17 protein-coding genes and 2 pseudogenes are annotated in these 21,591 nt (G+C 34.6%); 6 read left to right on the top strand and 13 right to left on the bottom strand.

Going from position 1 to position 21,591, the window contains the following annotated elements:
* Positions 1 to 380: 380 nt before the first annotated feature.
* From MKX65_RS02480 to MKX65_RS02445, 8 genes and pseudogenes are all read right to left on the bottom strand, one after another.
* Complete coding sequence (locus MKX65_RS02480; RefSeq protein ID WP_340902102.1) at positions 381 to 1,016, bottom strand: putative bacteriocin export ABC transporter; 636 nt, start codon at positions 1,014 to 1,016, stop codon at positions 381 to 383.
* Between the two features lies 1 nt (position 1,017).
* A complete protein-coding gene (locus MKX65_RS02475; protein WP_340902100.1) occupies positions 1,018 to 3,015 on the bottom strand; it encodes a hypothetical protein in 1,998 nt (665 codons plus the stop codon).
* Between the two features lie 76 nt (positions 3,016 to 3,091).
* A complete protein-coding gene (locus tag MKX65_RS02470) occupies positions 3,092 to 3,451 on the bottom strand; it encodes a hypothetical protein (protein ID WP_340902099.1) in 360 nt (119 codons plus the stop codon).
* Between the two features lie 169 nt (positions 3,452 to 3,620).
* Entirely contained in the window at positions 3,621 to 4,073 is a 453-nt protein-coding gene (locus MKX65_RS02465) for an AAA family ATPase (RefSeq protein WP_340902097.1), read from the bottom strand.
* Positions 4,070 to 4,327, bottom strand: a pseudogene (locus MKX65_RS02460) (hypothetical protein); the annotation flags it as partial. The pseudogene MKX65_RS02460 and the gene MKX65_RS02465, both read right to left, overlap by 4 nt.
* A gap of 71 nt (positions 4,328 to 4,398) precedes the next feature.
* Positions 4,399 to 5,829, bottom strand: coding sequence for a hypothetical protein (locus tag MKX65_RS02455; protein ID WP_340902096.1), 1,431 nt, complete (start codon positions 5,827 to 5,829; stop codon positions 4,399 to 4,401).
* Positions 5,805 to 7,124 (bottom strand): DUF2399 domain-containing protein, encoded by a 1,320-nt coding sequence (locus tag MKX65_RS02450; protein WP_340902094.1) that lies wholly within the window; start codon positions 7,122 to 7,124, stop codon positions 5,805 to 5,807. Before MKX65_RS02450 ends, MKX65_RS02455 begins: the two co-directional genes overlap by 25 nt.
* Before the next feature lie 885 nt (positions 7,125 to 8,009).
* Positions 8,010 to 9,080, bottom strand: a pseudogene (locus tag MKX65_RS02445) (transposase); the annotation flags it as partial.
* A gap of 255 nt (positions 9,081 to 9,335) precedes the next feature.
* On the opposite strand from MKX65_RS02445, the gene MKX65_RS02440 reads away from it, so the two are divergent.
* The 6 genes from MKX65_RS02440 (at position 9,336) to MKX65_RS02420 (ending at position 12,578) form a co-directional block, all read left to right on the top strand.
* On the top strand, positions 9,336 to 9,776 hold the full coding sequence (locus tag MKX65_RS02440) for an Hsp20/alpha crystallin family protein (protein WP_014481451.1): 441 nt from the start codon (positions 9,336 to 9,338) through the stop codon (positions 9,774 to 9,776).
* Between the two features lie 251 nt (positions 9,777 to 10,027).
* On the top strand, positions 10,028 to 10,459 hold the full coding sequence (locus tag MKX65_RS02435; RefSeq protein WP_340902092.1) for a cell wall hydrolase: 432 nt from the start codon (positions 10,028 to 10,030) through the stop codon (positions 10,457 to 10,459).
* A gap of 48 nt (positions 10,460 to 10,507) precedes the next feature.
* Positions 10,508 to 10,744, top strand: coding sequence for a DUF3888 domain-containing protein (locus tag MKX65_RS02430; protein WP_340902091.1), 237 nt, complete (start codon positions 10,508 to 10,510; stop codon positions 10,742 to 10,744).
* A gap of 687 nt (positions 10,745 to 11,431) precedes the next feature.
* Complete coding sequence (locus MKX65_RS02425) at positions 11,432 to 11,602, top strand: hypothetical protein (RefSeq protein ID WP_340902088.1); 171 nt, start codon at positions 11,432 to 11,434, stop codon at positions 11,600 to 11,602.
* A complete protein-coding gene (locus MKX65_RS26995; RefSeq protein WP_445677900.1) occupies positions 11,599 to 11,775 on the top strand; it encodes a recombinase family protein in 177 nt (58 codons plus the stop codon). The genes MKX65_RS02425 and MKX65_RS26995 overlap by 4 nt, the downstream gene beginning before the upstream one ends.
* A gap of 131 nt (positions 11,776 to 11,906) precedes the next feature.
* Positions 11,907 to 12,578: a zinc ribbon domain-containing protein gene (locus MKX65_RS02420; RefSeq protein ID WP_340902087.1), complete on the top strand. Its 672-nt coding sequence runs from the start codon at positions 11,907 to 11,909 to the stop codon at positions 12,576 to 12,578.
* A gap of 240 nt (positions 12,579 to 12,818) precedes the next feature.
* On the opposite strand, the gene MKX65_RS02415 is transcribed toward MKX65_RS02420, so the two are convergent.
* From MKX65_RS02415 to MKX65_RS02395, 5 genes are read right to left on the bottom strand one after another with little or no spacing between them, the layout of a single operon-like run.
* Positions 12,819 to 14,096 (bottom strand): TIGR02679 domain-containing protein, encoded by a 1,278-nt coding sequence (locus MKX65_RS02415; protein WP_160549667.1) that lies wholly within the window; start codon positions 14,094 to 14,096, stop codon positions 12,819 to 12,821.
* 10 nt (positions 14,097 to 14,106) lie between these two features.
* On the bottom strand, positions 14,107 to 18,324 hold the full coding sequence (locus MKX65_RS02410) for a TIGR02680 family protein (RefSeq protein WP_340902086.1): 4,218 nt from the start codon (positions 18,322 to 18,324) through the stop codon (positions 14,107 to 14,109).
* A gap of 12 nt (positions 18,325 to 18,336) precedes the next feature.
* Positions 18,337 to 19,716 (bottom strand): TIGR02678 family protein, encoded by a 1,380-nt coding sequence (locus MKX65_RS02405; RefSeq protein ID WP_340902083.1) that lies wholly within the window; start codon positions 19,714 to 19,716, stop codon positions 18,337 to 18,339.
* 2 nt (positions 19,717 to 19,718) lie between these two features.
* On the bottom strand, positions 19,719 to 21,221 hold the full coding sequence (locus tag MKX65_RS02400; RefSeq protein ID WP_160549670.1) for a TIGR02677 family protein: 1,503 nt from the start codon (positions 21,219 to 21,221) through the stop codon (positions 19,719 to 19,721).
* 47 nt (positions 21,222 to 21,268) lie between these two features.
* The gene (locus MKX65_RS02395; protein ID WP_160549671.1) at positions 21,269 to 21,460 is read right to left on the bottom strand and encodes a hypothetical protein; all 192 of its coding nucleotides are present in this window, start codon (positions 21,458 to 21,460) and stop codon (positions 21,269 to 21,271) included.
* Positions 21,461 to 21,591: the final 131 nt, after the last annotated feature.

Raw genomic sequence — 21,591 nt, 5'->3', positions numbered from 1 at the left:
CTTTGAGTCGTAATGGCCATCACAGCTTGAGTCGGACCAAGATATGTGACGTTTTCTATGCTAAGTATCGCTTCTAACTAGACACCAGAAGCTGGCTCCATAACCGGTATTTTCATTATGAGTCCACCCTTTAGCATTTAATCCCCCATTCTCTACGTCTTTTACACCGATTGATAAGCAAACCGTTATTTTAATCGTTCTGTTCTTAGTACATTTCGAGTGTAATTCTCAATAGCGTGCACTAGCACAACTCGTTAATAATCATTAATTATTACTTACTTATATAGAGGAGGTCTATTCCCTTCTACTATAGGCGATATTATCTCTCAGGCACTTTTGTCTTTACTGCATATAAAAAAGGAAGTCGAATGACTCCCTTTTTATATATTAATAACTCTACTACAAATTTGAGCAATATGATCATCATGGGTAACAATAACAATTGTTTTACCCTGGCTATTAGCATCCTTTAACATTTGTATAATGACATCCCGATTTTCTTTATCTAAGGAACCTGTAGGCTCATCTGCTAGTATGAGTTGGCTTTCCTGTAAATATAGCTTTAGCATTGCTACTCTCTGTTGTTCCCCGCCACTTAGCTTATAAACATGCTTATCCATAAGGTGCTCTAATTGGAGCATTTCTAATGCTTCTTTAATTTTTTGTTCTCTGTCCTTTTTAGATAACTTTTTATACTCTAATGCAATATTCAAATTCCACTTTACAGTCTCGTCTTCTACTAAACCATAATTCTGAAATAAATATCCAATTTTATTACGCCTTAACAACATGGCCTCTTTCGAGTTAATATCAACATTTTTCTTATTAAATAAATACAAATCTCCATCAGATGGTTTTGAGATTAATCCCATGATATTTAAAAGGGTAGTTTTCCCCTTACCGCTCTTCCCAATGATAGCTACCATTTCACCATAATTTATAGAAAAGCTAATGTTTTCAATCACCGCGTTATCATTAAACTCCTGACAAATGTTCTCTAATTTAACAATTTCCAAGTTAATTCCCACCATTCAACACTTTATATACGTCTTTTACTATTAGCTTCCTATATAGATAAAGCATAGATAACAAATCATATAAGATATATAATAAATATATGATTATATTTATTTTCATAACAAACAATGCAATTGAAACACTGAACATAAGAAAAATCATTACTAAATTCGCTCTTAAATTCTTTAATAAACCAAATCCTTGCATGTATCTAGCAGCGTAAATTTTACCATTCACAATCATATCTATGTAATTTGAAATATAAATGATAAAAACCAATAAAATGATAAATAAGAATACAAAAAGCTTAGCCTGGTCCAGTAAAAATGTATAACCACTGAATAAAGATTCAAATGGTGTCAACAAATTATGAGGCATATATAGTTGATCTAAATCGTATTGGAACAACATACTTTTGAATTCTTCCCTATCATTTAACTCAAATGCCAGCTGAGAAGAACCTAACATATCGAAATAAAAACCACTTCCAAAGCTTCCATTATCAAGTATGATCACGGAATCAGTAAGTTCGATATTTATCTCATCTTCATAAGGTAATGAACTTAATATTTTATATTTAAATCCATTACTAATATAAATAATTTGTATATCATTAATTAGAACTTCCTTACCTTCAACATTATATCTTGTATTATAGTTTAATAAGGTATTATACCTTTCTATAAAATATCCCCGTAGTTCCTCTTCCTTATTTCTATATTTTTCAGGCGCAAGAATTGTGGGAGCCTTTTCGTTGAAATCCCAGTCCACTTTAATATCCGTATAGTTCTCAATATAATTTTTATTTAAAATTATATTGTTTCTCTGGAAAGTATTCATTACCTCTTCTCGCGAAATTCCATACCCTGATTGGAATTCCGGACTCAAACTTTCACGAACTGGATCAAACATAACATACGCTTGATCTATATTTTTGACGTACATCTCCTTTACATTGTCTGCCACTTTTTCTAACTGGTTAGGATTATTCAGTAATTTATCAAGTTCATCTGAATTTCTTCCATGCGAAGAGTACAAGGAACTTAATGCTTTATATTCATCATACTTTTTATATACTTCATCTAACTCATGGTAATAATTAATAATAAGATTCATTAGAATCGTTACAGAAATAATTAACACAATCTTAATTAAATTTATAATCGTGTATAATCGGTTAGAGAAAATCTTATTTTTCAATGCTGCAACTACATTTGTCTTCCTTACAAAGTGTTGTAATAGCAACAATAATAAAACCATTATCATACTTATAAATGATAAAAATAAAAATAAGAAAATAGAATAAGTCCAAGAAAATTTATCAGTTATCACAAAATATACTGAATGCCCCAAAACCAAGAGTGATATGAGGACTCCTTGGATTCGTAGTGTTTCTTTTATGTTCGTTATCACTATTTTGGTAGGAGAAAAACCATTTAACTTTTTCACTGCATTTGTTTTAAATCTAAACATTGTATATATGTATAGGATGGTAAAGGTAGTGATACCTAATATTAAAAATTGCAACATATTGTTTTTTATAATTTCACTGTAAGATAATTCGCCGCTCTTACTTACTGTTTTAATATCTACTTCAACCCTTTGCGAGAGCTCTTCTATTTGGTGATTGGATAAATCGGCACTAAAGAAACCAGAACTATCTACAAACTCTTCTTCTGTCATTTTATAATAACGAAAAACATTATCAGAGATCCCAACAAATTGTTTTACCGAGTTTATATCTGTATGGTAAACATCATAATAGGTGTTTCCGTCTTCAGACATTGGGTTTTTCACTATCTGAAATTGTGCATTCTCTTCTCTAAGTCCTTCATAGACTTTTAATAAGTCTTGACCTGATTCATAATCTACTTGATATTCATTTAATGAGGAATTTCCGATATTATTAAGCCCATAGATTTCGTATATGGAATTAGTGTAGATATAGGAGAATATAATCATTAAACCAGTCAAATAGATTATATATATTTTTTTCATAGGTATATTCCTTCCATCTTCTTTTTCGATCATAGTTGTATAAAAATAGTTGGATAATATACAAATTTAAATTCTATTAATATGATGTACCCCAATTACTATACGTATATGCGTTTCTTATTACTTGTGCATTATAATGAGCAGTTTCATTAGCATACCATACTCTATTTTGACTTTTAAAGGCGTACCCATATTTCCAACCAGAACTATATGTAGTACCACCAACTTTAACGGAAGCAGATACTGCATAGTTTACACCGTCATCGTCATTTTCGTACAGTTCATTCTTATGGTCCAGTATTTCACTATAAACCTTTGTATCACTTTGTCCACCATTAAAAGTGAGCGCTCCATTTAACACTGTACCAGCTTGTGCCGCAAGCGGTACACTTAAACAAATAATGGCTAAACAGATAATCATTTTTACTTTTTTCATTTTCAAAATTCCCCCTTATTTGGAAATAATTATTATGTAGCTCTGAAGCTATAATACTATTAATTGGAAGCTACATCAATATTTCACCAGAATATTAGACAAAATTTCCCTTTTTCAATTACACAAACCAATACCCTCATCTATATATGTATGTAGTTAAAACTAAACATCAACCGGCTCCTGATGGTTTCATGATATCTACCTTATAGGCGGAAAAATTAAATTGACGATCTCCAGATGTAAATTTAATGGTATTCTCCCATTGATCAATCTCCTCACCGGTTGAGATAGTGAATTCTTTTTTTATCGGTTGCCCTGGTTCTTGAACCATTCTTAAGGAGAATTGAATGAAAGTAGCTGCATCAATTTTTATTTGGCCATCATTTTTAAATACAAGAGAAATTTGAGCTTTCCAGGTTTGTTCAGGTAATAGATTTCGAGATTTCAAACCTTCCACATCAACTTTTGAGGAATAGAGTACTGCCCCCATGCAATAAGTTATCGTTGATTTCCCTGAGCCGTTTGGACCTGTAATCATAATATGCTGATCGCTTCCTGACAAATCAATCTGCTCCGGCCGATAATCACGAATCCCCGATAATGACATTCTCCAAGGAATCATTCGCTTTCTCCTTTCTGATATAAGTTATACCGTTTGAAAAATTTCAATACTTCCTCTTTGTTTAACTGATTCGACTGACTAAACTCTGCCGTTCTCCTTAAAAACGAATCAGAAAACAGGTTGACCCCAATCGCTGTAAGTTGAAAAGCTCTTTCGGGAGAATTGGTTTCATACTCTTCAATAGCACCGATTTTTTTTAAAGGATCTATATTTACAAGTACTCTCTGGTTTGCCTTTTTTGTTTCGTGTCCTAAGGTCCTGGGTTAAGATTCCTCTAATTGACTGCATGACGTTTAAAGGATTTAAATTACTTTCCTTTATGGAATCATTCGGATTCTTTTTCTCTTTGGAAAGAGTTCCTTCGTTTAATAATGTCTGATCCATCTCCATCCTTCATCCACTCCCATTTTTTTTCGAATACCTGAAATTTTCTGTTTTGTTCCCCAGTAGTTACTGTCACTTTTTTATTACTAACCAATGCCGATATTGCGGTCAAAGCATTTATCGCATCACTCCACTGGTCGGTGGTTGCTTCAATAATCACTTGTTCTAAAGGAGCTTCCTCCTGTCTTTCAAAATAGGATTCAATTGCTTTAGTATCTATCATGTTCTTCGTTAGTAGCCAGTTTGACTCGCCCATTAGACTTTCCAGTTCTTCCTCTAATACTTCCTCGGTTGTGTATTCAATCTCTTCATCTTCCTCCAAAATGGGTTCCACGACCGGTTCATATGCCTCTAAATATTCAATCGCCTCCGCTACGGCAAACCCAGACAGAGGTGCAGCGAACTTAACTGGTATCCATATCCCATCGATGGCTTCATCCTCGTATTGATTTTGCTCCATAAAACTTAACAACTGGTGAGCATTAGGTATATCAGAATCAAGCGAGGGATCAAACATTTTTGAAATGAAGGCTCTAACTTTTTCAGGCTGAATGGCTAAAGTCAACGGTGTCTTTTGCATATTAGTGAACTTAACATACTTATTAATCATTCCTAAACTAAGGTTCGTTCCCTCAGCTAAAACAGCTGTCCCTCTTTGCATTAAATCTGATAGTACTAAACTATCTTCTACTGTTTGAAATTGTCTAAACCTCTCTTCTAACTTCACCTCTAAATCCTTCATTAACTGATGGATGAGTTCAAGCTGTGGCAATGCATTACGATCTGCAAGCATCTCTAATTCGCGTTCCCTTAGAAGGGAAATCGCATTTTCTACATTTCGGATCATACTTGCAATCTTATTTCCACCTGAAATTCCATTATCATCGTAAGCTTCACTAATTTCGGCGTCACGCCTTGCTTGAAATAACGACCGTCCTATATCATCGTTCATATAATAGGCAAGAGAATCATTAGCCAGACGTATAAGTGCATCCATCATGCGCTTTCCGACATCTCGTAGTTTGATTTTTCGCGTTTGTTTTGAGATCCAATTGTTTTTTACTAAAACATTAATGATTTGTTCGACTTTCTTTTTAGAAGGTGGTTCTGAGTCATCGTAACGATTCCGATAACGATAATAGACGGTTTCCACATTCTCAATCGGATCATCAAGACCCAGTGCCTCTTCATTTAAGAGTTGAATGAGCCTTAAAAATCTCAAAATTTCCCCTGGAGTTTGAAAAAAGTTATGAGCTCCTAAATCGCTTAAAACCCCAGCTAATGAAGATATATCTTTCATTGACTGCATGACCTCAGGAGCTGATTCGTTTGACTGAAATATCGATATTAATCCAGAATCCACCTTTTCCACAGAACAACACCTCCCATCATTTGTTCTTGCTCCATTTTGTTGTTCTCCAAGAAGCCCTTTAGATGTTCTTCATACTTATGCCAATCACTTATAACTTCCTGTTCAGGTAAAATCAATTTTATTTTCAAATTGCTATATTTATAAATGGTTGAGTAGATCTCTTTTGAGATTTGTAGACCATCCGGATCATAGTCACACCATATTAGTACTTGTTCAATATTACTGTTGTCTAGAATTTGTGTGATAGCATTTCTGTGAGCGGAACGTAAATGCCCATCCACACATATGATGAAAGAATTGGTTTCTTCTAAAAATTGCTCAGTTGCTGCTAACCGTGTCAGGATCGCTCGATTTTCAACAAGCCAAAGATTCGTAGCCTTTGTTAGATACTTCTCTTGTGCAATTGATAGATTCGTTAAAGCATGAACTGGTCCCAATTGGTAAGCAACATACCTCCCACTTAATTGCCCTGCAAAATACACCGAAGTAATTTGCCCAAGACTTGCTAAACCTAACTCAGTTGCCGGAACACTTGCCCACTCTTCTAATTGATCAATAAACTCTTGCTTATAGGGATCGAATTCCTTAGATCCTCCGATTTTTTTATAATAAGTTGCCCCGATTTCCTTCCAGTCAAAATCCTTCTTCTGAAGACATAATTGACTAAAGGCGTCAACAAATTGTAAATACTTCAAACTTTTTTTCACATGCCACTTCTGTGGAAAATACTCCGATTCATTTAAATCACATTGCTTAAGCTGATTTATGATTTTTACCATGTTCTCTAGTCCAAGCTTTTTACGATGGGGAAAATGATTATAATTATCATCTATAGTTGCTAGAGTTCTTAGAAGTTTATCTTTAACTTTGGAGAATTCGGAATAAACATAGTCTACTTTTTGTTGGACCTTTAATTGTTCATGTTCGTATAATCGATACCCCATCCGATATTGGGATGAACGAACCGTTTTCTCATCTTTCTCAAACCTGACTTCCTTTAAAATCCACCCTTCTTCCAGCCATTTAAAAGTCTGACGATCGTTATCATCTAAGCTAACTTTTTTCCTGGGGGTAAATTTTATTGCATCTAACTTATGGTCATTTGTCGATTCTATATCTTTAGTCGTTTTAGTTGATACTATTAAAAGCCCTAGGATACGATAGGTTCTCTCTGAACGCTTGATGATCCTTACTTCTAGTAAAAAGTTATCTTTATTGGGTTCCCCCAACTCGAGTACCTCTCCACTTTTAAGGATGAAATCCTTAATATATACTTGAAATGATTCTTCTATCATATTGATACCTCGTATAACGATTTTATATTTATTCTAACAAATTAATATAATAAAAGTTTAAGGTATCATTAGGAAAATCGGAGCCCTTTTGTCTCGAGATAAGGATATATAACTTGTTTGATAGGTTATATATTGGTACTTAGTTCAGCAAAATAATAGAAATGATTTTATGAAGTAATACTGAGGAGTTTTTGAGTGCTATAGAAGGGCAATCGAAGGGTTTTAAGTCCTGGGTGTACGTGGACATAAGAATGATGGGTATTTTCCGGATTCCTCGGTATAGACTTTTTACAATAAGAGGATTTTTCAATAAATCCTCTGTTTCTAATATAAGTTGAGAAATAAAATCAAGAGTTTCTTCAGGTGTAAATCTTGAATTTCTAAATTCAATAAGCTTCTCTCTCACAGCGGGAGTCCAAATCACAAAACGGGTTTCCATTATCAAAAATCCTTTTCCGAAAGTGACCTTAAAAGATCTAAAGTGTTAATTCCAAGTCCTTTCTTGTATTAACCTCTGACTACCTTAATTACGTAGCCTATTCGTAATGTTTTTTACATAATCTACTTCTATATTTTTTAAAGAACCCTTTTATTGGAAAGAGAGAATTGATAAAAAACCACTAATTTGAATCAATTTCATAATTGCCTATTTTAAAAATGATTAAAGTATCCCTAAGAGAAATTTGGGATTTTTAAAAATTTAACACTACAAACTTTGTTGTTGATTTCCGCTCCAGGCGGACGCTTTCCGCGGGCGGTCCGTGAGCCTCCTCGTCGCTTCACTCCTACGGGGTCTCACCTGGACACGCTTTTCCCGCAGGAGTCGCCGCCTTCTGCTCCAATCAACAAAGTTAAAATATTTATAGTTTTCTCATCGCCATTAGTTTAGGCAGCTTGCCGTTGATTTAACATTGCATTCATACGATCTGCTGCCAATTTTGAAGCATTATAAACCAATGTCACCAAATCAAAGTGAACTTTAGCACGTTTTCCAGTTCGATAACGAACATTGTTAAGTTGAAAGTACTCCTTCAGATAAGCATTTACACGTTCTACTGCGGTTCGGCGCTTAAATATTGTTTTCCAAGTTTTCGAACCTCGGGCTGGTGCAGTGTACTTTCTAAGATCAGTGGTAATCTTTACTTTATATACTTTTTGACATATTCCCTGATCGGCTAACGGACAATCCTTACATTCTTTTGGACGCGTGTATTTTAGGGTCTCGTATTTTGCGTCATAACTATCGTAACGATAGGAATGTTCCCTAAAACAAGTTGGGGCAAAGTGTTTATCAAAACCGATCGGTTCGGGTTCATTGCGTTTATTATAAGCAATGACGGATTGTAATCCCAATCGATGAACTTGTTCATAAATTGGTTCGTAATCATACCCAGCATCCATCGTTGTATAACGAAGGGTCTTTAAAGAAACGTCCAACTGTTCTTCAATTTTCTTTTCATAAAGAGGAAGATTTACTTCACGTTCAGCTTGTTCAACCAGCCATTTTTCACGTTCTTCCTTTGATTTGCGACCACGCTTCTTAGGTTCAGATGTTGTTTTTTCCTCTTTTGGAGGAGCCTGATCCTTCGCTTCAAAATGAGAGGCATCAAGGGCTGCAGTATCATCGTTGATAAACCCTTCTGTAATGGCTTGATTTAGAATCGTATTCTTAGCCCCTTCAAGAACTTCAGATTCACTGAGGATCGTTACAATTCTTGAATAAGCTGCCTCAGAAGGGACTATATCAGAAACCAAAAAGCCGCAGTCTAGTCGGAAAATCATATCGTTTCTTAATCGCTTTACCAAGTCTTTAATGAACGGAATTCGTTCCGATATGCGTGCAACTAATGAGTAAATCATTGCCACATAATTAAGCTCCACAGGTCTACCAAAACGTGATTTCTTCGTTACCACAGCGAAGATGGGATCAATGTCAATAGTAGAAAAAATAGCCTCAATTCAATTGTTTTATTTCCGACTGTTACGGTTCTATAAACTAAATCAGGAGAGTTAGATAATTGTTTTTTAATACTTTCAACACAATTTGCTTAGCCTGTTTTTTAAAAAAATTCACATAAATCTCCCTTATACTCCAAATTTAACCTTTAATATTTTTCACAATATAAAATTTCTTATACACATAACTTTCCTTGTATATTTTTTAATTCTAAGAAGAAAATACATGTGATAATAAAATAAGGAGTGATTTGTATGTCATTAACACCGTATGATCCATTTAGACAACTAGCAAATATGAGAAGAAATTTTGACCGTTTTTTCTCTGACTTCCCTCTAGATCTTGGGATGGAAAACAATAATTTTGGTAATATCAGAGTTGATGTGCATGAAACTGAAAATGAAGTAATTGCTTCATGTGATATTCCAGGTCTTGAGAAAAAGGAAGATGTAAATATTGATATTGAAAATAATATGTTAAGCATCAACGGTACCATCAATAAAACAAATGAGATTAAAGAAGAAAGTATGTATAGAAAAGAACGCTATACAGGTAGCTTTCATAGGACTGTATCCTTGCCAAGCCCTGTATCTAATGAGGGAGTAAAAGCAACCTATAAGAACGGTGTTCTTGAAGTCAGAATGCCAAAGAAAACAAATGATAACAAAAAGAAAATTGATGTAGACTTTCACTAAATGAGTAAACTATTACCTGTTATGAAAGAGTTCGGCAAAGATTGCTTGCAAGAAATAGCTAATGAACAACCAGATTTAGTTGATTTACTTATTTTAACTGTACATTTACCCTCTCATAAGAAAAAATTTATATTAAAGCAGTTAAACAATGATATTAAGAAATCTTTTATCATACAATAATGTATTACATTTGCATTACTTCATAAATTGGAGTAATGCTTTTATGTTTATAAAAGGGAGGGAAATTCACCTTGGCAGTCATAAAAGCTACTGAAGAAGACGTTAAACTATTAGCACGTTTAATTCGTGCAGAAGCTGAAGGAGAAGGAAGGTTAGGTATGTTATTGGTTGGAAATGTAGCTGTAAACCGAGTGCGCTCTAGATGCCTTGACTTTGAAGATATTAACTCAATTAGAAGAATGGTTTTTCAACGACCTGGAGGATTTGAAGCAACTATAAAAGGATATTTTTACCAAGCATCTAGAGAAACAGAAATTAGGTTAGCAAGGAGACTAATTAAAGGAGAACGATTTCATCCAGCGACATACTCATTATGGTTCTTTAAACCAGAAGGTAGTTGCCCTGCACAATGGTATAATCAATGGAATGCTGGGCGCTATAAATCACACTGTTTTTACTCTCCTACAGAATCATCCTGCCCCGATGTTTATCGAACATACTAGGTTAATATATAATCTTTAAATAAATTTACACTTACAAATGAACAAGTTATGTATGGGGGTAGCCCCCCTGTACCCCTTAATAAAAAAGAAATCCTTAATGCCACAAAAACATTTTATGGAAAACCAAAGCTTTTCTATCATGATGGAGGAATTATTGATATTACCCAAAATATACGGGATGATTATTATGATGTAACGGTCCAAATTACTACGTTTGAAGGAGCACATAATCCACCATATGGATTTGATACAATCAGTTTCGCGAGCAATAAAAGCTCTTGTTAACCCTAATCGATCTCTCCATTCTACAAGTCGATTACCTTCATCAATCCAGTTTTGCCTCCGTTCTCCTTTAATTCGAGCACAGTTCTCTTTTAAAGTTTCTACCTTCCTTGCTATTAATAAATCAACTAGATTCATTAAAAATTCTTCCTTCAAATTTATTATTCAACAAAAAACGCCCAGGCAGTCAAAATGTAGTAGACCAAGAAAAAACAAATGGTCTTTCATACTTGACGCCTAGGCGCTTTATCTCATGTATTTATAGTGTTATATTTTTTACATTGTGAAACAATGTTAATTTTAAAGACAAATATACAACGATTATCAAAATTTAGCAATAACCTTCCAAAAAATAATAATAATTATTTCTTAAGTAACAACGGGCAATCGATGCCCACTTTATAGAACATTCGTTCTTAGTAACGGGCAATTATTGCCCCAAAAACTATTGACATGTTATTTACATATTGTATAAATTAAGATTAGCAAAACTTTACTAAATAAATTACACACAAAAGATAAAACGCGATTCGCGATAAGTCATTACAACTTCCAACCAGAAGTCTGTACTTATTGCGGTCGCGTTATTTTTATTGCTTAAAAGTCTACAGCACACCTCAGAGAAACTAATATAATCTACTTCAGACAAGTTTAGCTAATTCAGCTTAATTCGTACTTGGAGGGGCTACCATGTCTAAAAAGAAAGAGAAAAACTTTATTATAAAGAGGACGTTCGTCGGAACGGAAAAACTTGAGGATGTATTACTAGAACTAGTTAATCGTAAGATTGACAAATATATTAGTTCTACTTACGATGAAACTATGGCAAGTGCTACTCTAGAAGGAGTGGCACGCAAATGAAAGGTGTAATATACGCTTGTGTATCAACAGATAGAGAAGAACAGAAAAGTAGCCTTCACAATCAGATAGTTCTAGCTGAGAACGTTGCTAGAGAAAAAGGCATCATAATTGTTGATAGGTATATTGATAGCAAATCAGGGACGGGGCTAAAAAGTCGAGAAGGTATTCTATAGCTTATAGAAGACGCAAAAAAGAAAAAGTTTGATGTTGTTATTGCAAAATCAGTCTCACGTCTTGGCAGAAACATGTTACAAAGCTTGCAAACAGCACTCACCCAGCTATTATTTCTAGAGAAGACTTTGATGTGGTCCAAGCTCTCATAAAAGCTAAAAGAAAAGCGAAATCAAACGGTAGAGAGAGTCTATTTGCGAATATTGCTGTTTGCGCTGACTGTGGTTCTGGAATGCATTTTAAATCTGACCGAAGAAACGGCGCATATGTTGTTTGTGGTACTTACGTTAAACATTCGAGCTCTTTCTGTTCGTCTCATATTATTGAAGAAAAAAAGCTATTAAAATTAGTCAGGAACGACGCACAAAATTTAATGAAAAGTGCGAACAACATAGACGAATTGTACGGCCTAGCAGAGGAAAAAGCATTATTGAAGCAGTCAAGTATTCTTAAAAAGATTAAAAGCCTGGAGAATCAGGCTGAGAAGCTCAGTAATCAATTTAATAGCCTATTATCGCTGCATGCTGAAGGTATCATTACAAAAGATCAATTTAAGGTGAAAAATCAGTCTATCTCAGAACTGCAGCTTGCATTAGCAAATCGCAAAATGGAATTAGAATCTCAGCTAGAGCAAAAAAAGAACCAGGAAAAGAATATCCTGGCTTTTAAAAGAATTGTTGACAACTTCTTAAACCTTGATGAGAAAGATCAACTAGACATGAAACAAATTCTTCAAAGAATGATTGACAAGATCAAAGTCTCTGAAGAAGGCGAGATTGACATCCACTACAATCTTGCCCCTTAGAATAATGCTTAGGTACAGTTTAACCAGCTGTACCTTTCAAAACAAGCTTCACTATCACCTCCACATGTCTTGAATGATGATGGCAGATAGTTTTGGATGTAGTAGTATACATACCTTAATCTAGTTTTTTCGTACCTCCATATTTAAAAAGTGATGATTAATTTATTTCACCACACGTAATAAACCGCAGATATGGTGGGCAATAAATTTTATTTTATTAATGATATAAAAACAACAAGATTAATCGATTTGAATGATATCCCTGTATAAGGCATCAATATGTCTTTCCTGATAACCCTTCTTTTTAACTCTCGACATTTCATGCTTTAGTGCTAATAGCTCATGTTCCGTAATATTTTCTAGTTTGGAAATACTCAAGGGTGATATTTCCTGCCCCGATAATGCCACCAAGTAATCCTCTACTGTATACCGCCAAAAATGAATCTTTTGACCAAATTTCACTTTTAATCTTTGTGCCATTTGGAGACCTTCAGGGTCATAATCACCCGAGTAATAGATGGAAATATCTTCATTGCATAATTTTTCTATCAATTGTAATGCAGCTAATTTAAATTGTCCATGTGTACAAATAAGGGGTAAGGGGGCGCCCTCATGGATATCTAATATGCTTGAAAACACGCCTGAATTTTCAACGATAAACACCTGATTCCCTTTTTTAGGGAAGATTCTATCATATTTAGCCAACTCTCTAAGCGGCACATTGTGCACACTTTTTTCTTCATACAGACATTCCCAAGAAGCCAATTTTTCATCATTCTTAACTGCTGACAACCCGAAGCAGGTTACAAAGTTTTGTATATCATCCTTTAATATGCCATAGTCATACAATAATTCATTGACTGTTTCGATATTTGAATTATTTGCATAAGGAACTTTATCCTTCTTTGATTGGATAATTTGTAACGCTGTAATAAACTTGGATTCTTTGTCAAAATAATGGGGATCTCCCGCAATTTGTTCTGCTAAAACAGGTAATCGTACTTTTTTCACCAGTGGTAATAGACTTATTGTCTGATATATTCTCTCAATTGCACTAAAATCTGTCTGATTGTAAGATTGAATAAAGCCGATTGAACCAGGCTCTTTATTAAGAATCGATTCCGTTAACCAAGCTGTATTTTCTGATGGATATTTTTCGATTAAATGGCTAAAGAATCGAATCCTTTCCTCTTCCTTTAACAACTTGACATCCTTTTTGTAGGAGATTGTTCTTCCTAATACCCCTTCTATTACCTTGTTAAAATCTACTCCTTGAAATTTCGTTTCGTCTAATTGTCTTTCAAATTTCCTCAGAGATACAGTAGTAGAACTTTTCTTTGAATAATCACGTCCGAACCAATTACGAAGTAACCTTTTTTCATCCTCTGTTAAATTGGAAAGTGTGACACTGCCACCAATATGACCCAAACTTTCGATTTTGTCTGCAAAAGCCTCAAAGAGCCGAATGTAGCCCGGCTCTTTCTTAAAGTAAACGATTGCCTCTTTCATTTCATCCATTCAAATCACCTTAAACTTCCATACTTTCCAACACATCGAACAAATTTTGCTGCTCCTGTGTTGGTTTTATATGCACTTCTTCTTTCACAGTATTTAGCTCAATACCATTCCATTTATACAACATAACCGTTACATTTTTGGCATTCTGCGGGCGGATAATTTCTGCAATGGATAAGGCATCAACTGTTTCATACGTTCCCCATAAAGCTTGGGAGTTTAAAATATAGTTCAGACCAAAGTCATTCATTAATTTAAACATCGTAGCAATATTATTTTCATCCACTCCGGCAAATGCTTCATCCATAGAGATGATGTAAGGAGCTTCATCACTTGCAGAAATAAACTTAGAATATAAAGCCGATAGTAATGGAATATACATGGACATAGCACGTTCTCCGCCGCTTAATGTATTATAGTTTGTTTTGGTTAACTCTTTGCGATCTTCCCCTTCTTTTTGAAAGTAAATTTTAAACTCAAACCATTCACGATAATCTAAAATCTCTTTAATCAGCACATCAAAAGATTTATCTCTTAAGGCATCATCGCTTTCATAGCTTTCTTTGGCAAACTTGATTTTAGAATTAAAGTGCTTGCTTAATCTTTTGTAGTCACTTTCTTTTAAGGTGTCAGGGTCTTTTTGCAATAAACGTACTAAATCAGAAGTCGACATTTCACCGTCTTCCGTTGCTTTTCGCGGCTTCCATTGTAACCATAACTTTAAGCCATTTGAGGCATTTGTTTGCATCATATACTCATTTATTTCTTCTTTCCACCTAGCTGCTTGGCTAATTAACTCACGTATACGCTCCCCAATATTATCGAGGATCACTTCCTTGTATAATCTTTCATCCTCTTCTGTTAAGGCAATTTTGATTGCTTGAACCTGTTGCTCAATAATTTGTTGAAGTTTCTGAGGAGACACCAATTTACCATCAGAAGTTAAATGAATTAATTGACGTGCTGAGACAGATTCAATTTTTTCAAGCTCATGTGAAAATAGCTCGTATCCTTCGTCACTAATCTCTTTAAAATAGGAATCCGTATCCGATAGTGTAAGGGAATATTCCTCCAGTCCTTGAACGCGAACTTCATTAAAGACAGCCACCATTTTATCCCTAATTCCTTGAACATTCTCTCTTGAAATTTCCTTATCATCTTCTATGGCTGCCTCTGCCAAAGCAACCATGTCCTCATCAACTGTTAGGACATCCCGGTCATACGTCTCCACTAATTTACGATTAACCTCTTGAACAAAAATTTCTTTCGACCAATCATAGGCTTCTTGATAAAAACGGACAGAAGCTTCTTCGAGCAAAATGTTATTTTTTAACAAGGGGATTTGTCCCTCTAAATGACCGACTTCTTTATTTAATTCGTCTCGGTATTGTGGAATTTCCTGAATCCGTCTCTCGGTTTGTTCAATTTGTTCTTCAATATTGCCAATATCTTTTTCTGCAATGGTTTTTCTCAGTTCGTTAACCTTAACTTTCGTTCGGTCAACTTCCTTTTCTTTTTGTAAGGTGAGGTCTCTGGATTGAGCAATATCGTCTTCCTCTCGCTCTTTCTGTTCCTCTAATATTTCCATATTTTGCAGAACAGTGTTCCAATCGTTAACAGTTTGCTTCATCCCTCTTAATTCACTTAAATATTCCTTCACATCTCGATTCACAACAGAATAGGCCTCAATCGTTAAGGGGGTCTCTCTTCCTTCTGTCAGTTCCATTCGTTTTCTCTTAACTTCGATATACGTTTTATGAAGGTCGGAAATCCTTTCCTTTAAATGAGTAATGGTCTTCTCAAGAATAATTAATTCCCGATCATAACTATCAATGGTTACATTTATCTCTTCCACTTCATCAAATGTAATGTATTGATCTGCCTCAATTTGCAACATCTGACCACGTTCTTTTAACTGCTGCAATTCAAATTCAGATTCTGTTTTTTGACTTTCTAACACAATTAATTCTTCTCTTAATTGGTGTAACATCCTCTCACGGTGTAACTTTCGCGCTTCCTTGCCGATATAAATTGAATTTTCTCGAGGGATGGCATTCCCTTTTACAACACCATGCTGATAATTACCAAACGTGGTGACATAGCTTTGATTTTCATGTTCGACAATGGAAATACTCGCTAAGATATCATTTGTCATTTGTTCCAGGTCTTTTGCCTCTTTAGGAAGATTGACTGTCAAATATTCCTTTAACGTTTCCCCTTCTGATAGCGGCTTTGGAATTAAGACGGCATCCGAATCATTCACCAGATGAAGGTATGCCGGTGATACGATTAAACTATCTAATATTCCCATTTCAATAAGGGCCGATTCTAGTCTCTCTTTTTCATAAGGATTTAATCCGTCAATAAATTCGACTGCTTCATAGAATGAAATGAAAGGAATCCCCTTTTTGGCTAAGCTTTTTCTCATCGTTTCCGTTTCCACTTTTCGAAAAGCAGGAATCGACTCTTCCTTCTTCTCCCACTCATCAATTTTGCCGTGCTTATCCTTTATCTCCCTTCCTATCAACTCCAATTTGTTATCAATTTGCAATTCTTTTTTTCCTAATGTTTGCCTTTTAGAGTGAAGAATCCCTGCTAATTGCCTTTCAATTTCTTTAACCGAGGTTGTATCAAATAGCCCCAAAATGGAATAGGCTACAAGGGATAGCTCATCTTTTGATAAAACAAATTCCTTATTCTGTTCATTTTTCTCCAAAATCAATCGATTTAGCTGTTCCAATTGACGTTCTAATTCATCGCGTTTTTCATCTATTGCTTTACGGATTCCGTCCCTTTCTTTCTCTTCTTTTAATAGACCTAGTTTTTGCTGATCTAATTCTTCTTCCACCCGTTTCTCTTTTTCTAATTCTCCTAAAATGTTACCAACTAATGTTTGAAAGGTTTCAGAGCTGACTTCCCACTGATTAATTGCCTCAAGAGCTTTCCTTTCGTTCAAAGCTGTTTTAAAATAATCACGGTTCAAAGAGTGAGCTGGATACTCCACATCCTCAGCTATAGCATCCAACTCTTCGACCGCTATGTTTATTTTATTTTCTAAGCCATATTTTTCATCATTCTTATCCTTTAGATTACCTTCTAGTTTTCTTAAATGGGCCACTTTTTCATCTAAACTATTTTTTAATTTGCCCCACTCCTTCGCTGCTTCCTCCAAGCGAGTTTCTAGGGCAATTAGTTCTTTTTTCATTTTGTAGACATCATTGTCTTTTAGATGTTCGACTTTCTTTATTAATGACTCCAGTTCATTACCTAATTGTTCAACTTCTTTTTGTTTCAAGCCAGACGTTTCCGTTGCCTTTTTCCATGCCTTTTGTGCTTTGTCCACACCTTTTTTGGATGCATCCCGCTTTGCCTTCATAGACAGAAACATGTTCGCCTTTTGGGATAAAACAGCGAAGTTATAATCATTGTATTTAGCCGATAGATTTTTAATCAGTTTTAAATCCTGCTCGGCTTTTGCCAAACGGCTCTTGATTTCATCCATATTTTGAATAGTTTCAGACAGCGAACGCAGGTCATTCGTACTTAATTCGGGCAATGAGCTTTGTAGCATTTCATATAATACATTTGGCCCCATATTGTTGGACAATTTCGGTGCACGAATGCGGACAATTAAGTCGACCATTTCTTTGAATTCCTGAATACTTTCAAACTGAAAAATATATTTATTTACCAGTTCTGCATACTCAGCTTGAGTTGTCACTAAATACCCGCATTTTTCGCGTTCAATAAGGTTTTTTAATTCCTTTTCACTTAAAGGAACCTTCACCTTTTGCCCGACTGTATCCAATTGATATTGAAAAAGTTTAATATCTTCATTAATTCTTTTATTCTTAATCAAAAAGTACCATGAGTCTACTTTATCGTTATTTAAATTACCTTTTAGACCAATTCCGGTTGTAATATATTCTTCGGCATCTTTTCTCTTATACTCCATATATAAATAACTCGTTTTTTCATTTTCCTCTGAAGATTCCCCAAATATATAATCAATCATTTTCCGGGATCGGGTTCCAAACGGATCTAATCGCTGTGGAGATTTGTTGCCGTCTAACAATAATGGTAAAAAGCTTTGTGTCGTTACCGACTTACCTGATCCATTACCGCCTCTTATTAATAAATGGCCATTTTCAAACGGAAATTCTTCTTCATCAAAGTACCAGTAATTTAAAATGCCAGTTTTATTTATCAACCATTTATGATTGTTTTCCATTGGATTACTCCCTTAATTTTTGTCTCGTTTCCGTACCTTTTCCATATCAATAACACAAACATTCCGTTCTTCGTTCAAGTCAACAAAACTACCAATCGAATCTTCAACACTTTTCCAACTGAATTTTTTCAATTGAAATCTAATTTTAAATTCATAGATCCAATCTTCTAAATCGGAAATAGCAATGGAATGCTCAATCCTTTCATTAAATTGGTCTGCCAATTTATTTTTTATTTTTCCTATAAAATAGCGCTGAAAACGATACTCAATAGGATATTGGCCACCGATTCGGGTTATGACTGGATAAAGAATAATGCTATGACCCTCTTCTTTTAGCATTTTCCAATCTTGGAAATAGGCTGTTAACTCTTTGGCAATCATTTCGGGGTATTGATTACGATATTCTTTGCTCCAGCCATGCGCATTCACTGCCTGAAATTCTTCAACACACTTCTCAAAAACAAATCGGGGAATCTCCCATTCAAATTCTGGCAGTTCTTCATTTTCCATTACCTTTTTCTGAATGAAATAGCCAAATTGGAGTGCGATTTGGCTCAACATTTTCCCATCTGGATATTGCTCTATTTTTACATTTCTCTCTTTTGAAATGAGCAAAATTTCATTTCGATACGTCTCAAGCTCATACGGTGTGTATTCTTCAAAGGCATCGGTTATACTGTAGCCGTAATTCGCAAAGTATCTCTTTTCCTCATCATCTAGTTCATTCCGATAAACTACAGGCGAAGTCAATAGTTTTCTAGAAATGGATTGTCTCCTGATTTTTGGCGTTTCAAACCCAGCGATTTTCCACCGGTCTTCCAGCATTTCTTTCCGGGATTGAAATTCCTCAACAGGCTTGGAAAAGAACCGCATAAAATACTTGGAAATCATTGTCGGCCGATAAAGTACTTCAATCGTCTCATCGTCTTTATATAGGTCAATTTCTCCCTCCATCACTTCAAGTAAGTGTTGTTTTTCCGCATATTTCATCACTCTTACAAAAGACAAGCGTTGGCGATAATTTTCCCACTTCACATCCATCTCTTGAGAAAGAAATTGTTTAACATACTCACTAAGCATCGATACGATGAAAATATCGTCAGCAGATTTTTCCTCTAAATAAGATAATACAGCCATAAAAAAGGCATAATCCAATGGGTCGGTGAAATCTTGAATTCCCATCCAGCCTGCCGTTTTACTTGGGATTTTTTCCAACTTTACAACAGCATTATTAACAATTAACTGATAGCCAAAATTATCAATAAAATATTTTTGAAGTTCTTTTCGATTTTGTCTAACCAATAAATATTTATCTAAATGATATTTTCGGGTAAACCAAAAGTTCTCTAACAGAAGCGTGATGCCTTCTCTGATTCTCTCCCTCTCTTCCATCACTATGCCTCCTCAAATTCGAATGTGATATCCGGAAGTGTTAAAATACCATCTACACATCTTAAATCTATTTTTTGATTTGAATTTTTTTGAAGCCTAAATTTTCTTCCATACTGTGTTCTTGCGGTTAATGTTTTATCTTGGAGCGATTTAGCAATCCAATCTAAGATTGCTTTTCTGACAAACATTTTAACTGGTCGATTGTTACTCTGTTCGGCCAAATCTTTCATGATAATTTGATTATTAATGATGAGAGATTGGATGATTTCTTTTTCTCTCTCCATTTGCTCTAAAATATTTTTTTTGATTCTCTCTTTTTCGGCTTTTTGATCCTTTACATAGGACTTAATTCGTTTGCTTCTTTCGTAGGTTCGGTTTTTAGGTGCCGTATCAATGATTTGGATTTCTTGCTCCCAAATTTCTTCGTCTTTCGTATCTGTCGCTTTCTGTATACCAAAAATATGCCGCGTATGCGGGATGCCAAAACAGCATACCGCCAATTCATGCGCATTTTTTAAATCATCGCATTGAATAAACATCGAAGCCAGTTTTCTATAATCTTCTTTTCTATTCCTAGCATTATTTTTTGTCTCTGTTAATTGGAGGGCATATCGGCTGATGATTTGAATACTCTTATCTGTTTCCAGTAGAAGAATATCAACATCGCATTCATAATCGTTCCTCTTAACAAACCAATTCCGTAACTCCATCCATTTTTCCTTATATAAACGTCTGTTCTTTTCCACATTAAATCGGGTCCCATCTATAGTAGGTATCGTAGAAAAATATTCAATCATTCGTTCTATATATGAATCGACAAATGATTCTTGAATCCACTCCAATGCACGTGAAATCTTGTAACGCGTTTTTTTCATCGATAGAATGAACTTACCTAGATAGTCTGTAAATTTTTCCTTATACAATAAGAATTCTTCCGTTTTAAACAATTGCTCAGCTTTATCACTTTTGATGTGTGATAGATAGTTTGCTGCATTGCGTTTTAAATTTTCTAATCTTCGCATCAAAGTAATCCAGTGTTCAAATAACACTTCATTTTTATCTGAATCAAGGTTCGATTTTGATATGGTTTCAATATCTTTTAAAATACGTTCAAACTCTTTGCTTTCTAAAGAACCTGTTAACACTTCATCTAACTCATCTAATTTCTTAAGTGTATTTTCAATTTCGTAAGCGAGGGGCGTGATTTGGAACTTTAAACGTTTCTTTTTGAAATCTTCAATGGTATAAACCATTTCTTTGTCATGCCTTGATATTACACAATCCCATGATTCAAGGGTTTTCATATCTTGATATAATTGTTCTTCTGAGTAATGTTCATCTAATATATTTAGGGTTTTAATATAGCCTAAAATTTCCTCTGTTTTGATGTAATAGCGAAATTTATCATACTGTTCAAACAAGAATCTCATAATAGGGCGATAGCGATAAGCATTTTCAACGGTGGCATACTTAAGCGTATTTACTGCTTCAAGGTGTTTTGTCACTATATTTCTCCTTTCATACTCTAAAACCACGGAGTAAAGATTTTACTTTACCTTCTTGACCTTTTTTCGCTTTTACCTTCTAGACTATTAAACGCACATTCAATTAGGTTAGAAATTGCTTGTGACCGGCTTGGAATTCTTTCGTTATATCGATAATCTTCTATTCTTTTTAATAATTCATCCGTTAATGTGATATTAATAATCGGTTTTGCATTTGGCGTTTTTTTATATCCTGACATAATACTTAGCTCCTCAATCTAAAGTTCTAATTCTATTATAAATAGTCTGTTGGTCTGTTGGCAATCTGCCTGAATTTTTTTTAAAAATTAGTAAGAATTGAAAATTGGAAAACAAAAAAAGCGGGGGAGCC

It is taken from the genome of Robertmurraya sp. FSL R5-0851, assembly GCF_038002965.1.
GTDB lineage: Bacteria > Bacillota > Bacilli > Bacillales > Cytobacillaceae > Robertmurraya_A > Robertmurraya_A beringensis.
The sequence above is the reverse complement of the archived record's forward strand: the minus strand, read 5'-3'. Positions and strand labels throughout refer to the sequence as shown.

Coding starts and splice junctions, on each gene's coding strand:
- MKX65_RS26995 (WP_445677900.1), top strand. CDS start 11,599: ATGAAAGGTGTAATATACGCTTGTGTATCAACAGATAGAGAAGAACAG.
- MKX65_RS02415 (WP_160549667.1), bottom strand. CDS start 14,096: ATGGATGAAATGAAAGAGGCAATCGTTTACTTTAAGAAAGAGCCGGGC.
- MKX65_RS02405 (WP_340902083.1), bottom strand. CDS start 19,716: ATGGAAGAGAGGGAGAGAATCAGAGAAGGCATCACGCTTCTGTTAGAG.
- MKX65_RS02430 (WP_340902091.1), top strand. CDS start 10,508: ATGTATGGGGGTAGCCCCCCTGTACCCCTTAATAAAAAAGAAATCCTT.
- MKX65_RS02475 (WP_340902100.1), bottom strand. CDS start 3,015: ATGAAAAAAATATATATAATCTATTTGACTGGTTTAATGATTATATTC.
- MKX65_RS02465 (WP_340902097.1), bottom strand. CDS start 4,073: ATGATTCCTTGGAGAATGTCATTATCGGGGATTCGTGATTATCGGCCG.
- MKX65_RS02470 (WP_340902099.1), bottom strand. CDS start 3,451: ATGAAAAAAGTAAAAATGATTATCTGTTTAGCCATTATTTGTTTAAGT.
- MKX65_RS02395 (WP_160549671.1), bottom strand. CDS start 21,460: ATGTCAGGATATAAAAAAACGCCAAATGCAAAACCGATTATTAATATC.
- MKX65_RS02440 (WP_014481451.1), top strand. CDS start 9,336: ATGTCATTAACACCGTATGATCCATTTAGACAACTAGCAAATATGAGA.
- MKX65_RS02450 (WP_340902094.1), bottom strand. CDS start 7,124: ATGATAGAAGAATCATTTCAAGTATATATTAAGGATTTCATCCTTAAA.
- MKX65_RS02425 (WP_340902088.1), top strand. CDS start 11,432: ATGTCTAAAAAGAAAGAGAAAAACTTTATTATAAAGAGGACGTTCGTC.
- MKX65_RS02410 (WP_340902086.1), bottom strand. CDS start 18,324: ATGGAAAACAATCATAAATGGTTGATAAATAAAACTGGCATTTTAAAT.